This window comes from Homoserinimonas sp. (assembly GCF_056262345.1).
Genome location: NZ_JBACFR010000172.1, coordinates 1 through 3,132, shown reverse-complemented (window position 1 = coordinate 3,132; position 3,132 = coordinate 1). Strand labels below are relative to the sequence as shown.

General features: G+C 63.8%; 3 protein-coding genes. 2 read left to right on the top strand and 1 reads right to left on the bottom strand.

Translation table 11 applies throughout. From position 1 onward, the window contains the following. Both AC062T_RS08440 and AC062T_RS08435 read left to right on the top strand, forming a co-directional pair. The coding region (locus tag AC062T_RS08440) for a hemolysin family protein (RefSeq protein ID WP_476029105.1) at positions 1 to 906 on the top strand (906 nt) is incomplete at its 5' end. Beyond that, entirely contained in the window at positions 903 to 1,940 is a 1,038-nt protein-coding gene (locus AC062T_RS08435) for a hemolysin family protein (protein WP_476029103.1), read from the top strand. The genes AC062T_RS08440 and AC062T_RS08435, both read left to right, overlap by 4 nt. Before the next feature lie 57 nt (positions 1,941 to 1,997). Here AC062T_RS08435 and AC062T_RS08430 read toward each other — a convergent pair whose 3' ends face one another. Further along, on the bottom strand, positions 1,998 to 3,098 hold the full coding sequence (locus AC062T_RS08430; protein ID WP_476029101.1) for an NADH:flavin oxidoreductase/NADH oxidase: 1,101 nt from the start codon (positions 3,096 to 3,098) through the stop codon (positions 1,998 to 2,000). Positions 3,099 to 3,132 lie beyond the last annotated feature (34 nt).

Here is a 3,132-nt window from a genome sequence, read left to right as displayed (position 1 = left end):
CAACTCGCGTTCACGTGGGTGTTCCGTCCGGCTGTATCCCTGCTGAACAACACGGCAAACGTGATTCTCCGATCTGTGGGGATTGAGCCCAAAGAGGAGCTCTCGTCGGCTCGAACGGCCGAGGAACTCACCTCGCTGCTGCGGCGCTCCGCCCTCGAGGGCACGCTCGAACTAGACACCGCAACGCTTCTGGCCCGCACGCTCTCGTTCAACGAGAGAACGGCGAGCGATGTTATGACGCCGCGACCCCGCGTATCGAGTGTCGAACGCACCGATTCTGCGCAGGTGGTCATCGAGCTCGCCAGCACAACGGGTTATTCGCGGTTCCCTGTCGTAGACGACGGAATCGACGATGTCATCGGCGTCGTCCATGTGAAGCAGGCCGTTGCTGTTCCGCGAGAAAAACGCGGTGAGGTGCCCGTCTCTGCCCTGCAGAACGACGCTCTTCGCGTACCAGAAACCATGCGACTCGAGGCGTTGCTCGGCGAGCTGCGCCAGCGGGGATACCAGATGGCCGTCGTGCTCGATGAGTACGGGGGAACCGCAGGGGTCGTGACACTAGAAGACCTCGTCGAGGAGCTCGTCGGAGAGGTATCTGACGAGCACGACAGATCCCGCGCTGGCGTTGTGCGCTCCCGCAACTGGCTCACCTTTCCCGGCATGCTCAGGCCAGACGAGTTGCGCGAGCGCGCCGACGTTGTCGTGCCAGAAGACGGCCCATACGAGACGGTGGCCGGATTCATCATGAGCGAACTGGGCCGACTTGCCAAGGTGGGCGACACCGTGAGCGTTGACGCTGGAGAGTTCAGGGTTGAACGCATGGACGGTCGGCGCATCGACCGCATCCGCTTCACCCCGGCGGTCGATGCGGATGCCGATCAGAATGCAGGGGAGGCGCGCTCATGACCGATTACTGGGGCATTGCCTGGTTGGTAGTTCTGCTGCTGGCTAACGCCTTCTTTGTCGGCGCCGAGTTCGCCGTCATCTCTGCCCGTCGCTCACAGATTGAGCCGAAGGCGGAGGCTGGTTCTCGCGCCGCGGTGACCACGCTCTATGCCATGGAGCACGCAACGCTCATGTTGGCGACGAGCCAACTGGGCATCACGGTGTGTTCCTTGCTCATCCTCAACGTGTCAGAGCCGGCGATTCACCATCTGCTTGAGGTGCCGCTGGGGTTGACCGGGTGGTCGGCCGAGATCATCAGTACTGTGGCGTTTGTTATCGCCCTCGTGCTGGTGTCGTTCCTGCATGTGGTGTTCGGGGAGATGGTTCCGAAGAACCTGTCCTTCTCGCTGCCCGACCGCATGGCTCTGATTCTGGCCCCGCCGCTCGTGGTTATTTCCCGCATCTTTAAGCACCTGATCGGCTTTCTCAATGCCACCGCCAACGGTGTTCTTCTGCTGTTCAGGGTGCAGCCCAAGAGTGAGGCGACGAGTTCGTTCACATTCGACGAGGTGGCCAACATCGTCGCGCACTCCACACGGGAGGGTGTGCTGCGGGATACGACCGGTGCCCTCTCGAACGCCTTTGAGTTCACAACCAAGAAGGTCAAAGACATCACGGTGGGGCTCGGGTCGCTCGTCACCGTCTCCGAGGCGGCAACGCCGCTTGAGGTTGAGCGGGCCGTGGCGCAGCACGGATTCTCGCGCTATGTGCTCGTCGACGACGAGGGAGAACCCACCGGTTACCTGCACCTCAAGGATGTCATCGACCTCGAAGACACCGAGTTCACTGAGCCGGTGCCGCCCAAGCGCATCCGCCATCTGATCTCGATCTTTGAGGACACCGACCTTGAGGATGCTCTGGCGACGATGCGCCGCTCCGGCGTGCATATCGCCAGGGTGTTCGACGAAACCGGGGCGACGCGGGGCGCGATCTTCTTGGAGGACATTATCGAGGAGCTCGTCGGCGAGGTTCAGGACGCGACTCGGCGCATCTAGCCCCGGCCGCGCTGGCCGAGCGGAACCGGACGCCAGCCGAGAGGGCGGGCGAGGGCTCTACCAGCGGGCCAGGGTCGTGCGGGCCCGCTCGTAGTTCTTGGGCCAATAGTCGATATCCACGCCCAACTCGAGGGCCGCTCGTAGCGCAAAATGTGGGTCACGGAGGAGCTTTCGGCCCATCATGACCGCGTCTGCCTGTCCTGACGTGATGACCTCGTTCGCGAGCTCAGACGTGGTGATGAGGCCGACGGCGCTCACTGGTGCTCCTGTCGCCTCACGGATCGTCGCAGCGAAGGGAACCTGATACCCCGGGCTGAGCGGGATGGTGGGGGAGGCCAGGGTCCCGCCCGATGAGATATCGAACAGGTCGGCACCGAGCTCGTGGGCGGCGGAGGCGACGATTGCGGTCTCGTCCAGGCTCCAGCCCTCATCCGCCCAGTCGGTCGCCGAGAACCGCACGAAAAGGGCGCGGCCTGGCCCTATCGCCTCGCGCACCGCCTCCACGACCCTGAGGAGCAACCTGCTGCGGTTCTCGAGGCTGCCGCCGTAGGCATCGGTTCGATGGTTCGAGAGCGGCGAGAGAAACTGGTGGATGAGGTAGCCGTGTGCGGCATGTACCTCGACCACATCAAAACCGGCCTCGACCGCGCCCCGGGCGGCGGCGGCAAAGTCCGCGACAACGGCATCGATTCCGGCGAGGTCGAGCGCGATCGGAGCGTCATATCCCTCGAACGGGATCTCGGAGGGGGCGACGGTGCGCCATCCGCCAGCATCCACGGGGCGGGTCCCCTTATCGGGCAGCCATTCGCGCCAGCGGGAGCCCTTGCGGCCTGCGTGGGCGAGCTGGATGCCTGCTGGCGCTCCCTGCGCGTGAATAAAGTCGACGATGCGACTCCAGGCGTCTCGTTGCTCGTCGGTGTAGATGCCGGTGTCTTCGCCTGAGATTCGCCCTTCCGGGCTCACCGCGGTCGCCTCCGTCATGACGAGCCCGGCCCCGCCCCGAGCGAAGGATCCGAGGTGAACAAGGTGCCATTCCGTGGGGACCCCATCCTGTTTCACCACCTCGTACTGGCACATGGGGGCGACCCAGAGACGATTGCGCATCGTGATGGATCGCAGTGTCAGAGGAGAAAAGAGGCTGATGTCGGCGGGGCTCACCCCTCCAAACTATCGTGGGGGGCATGTATGACAT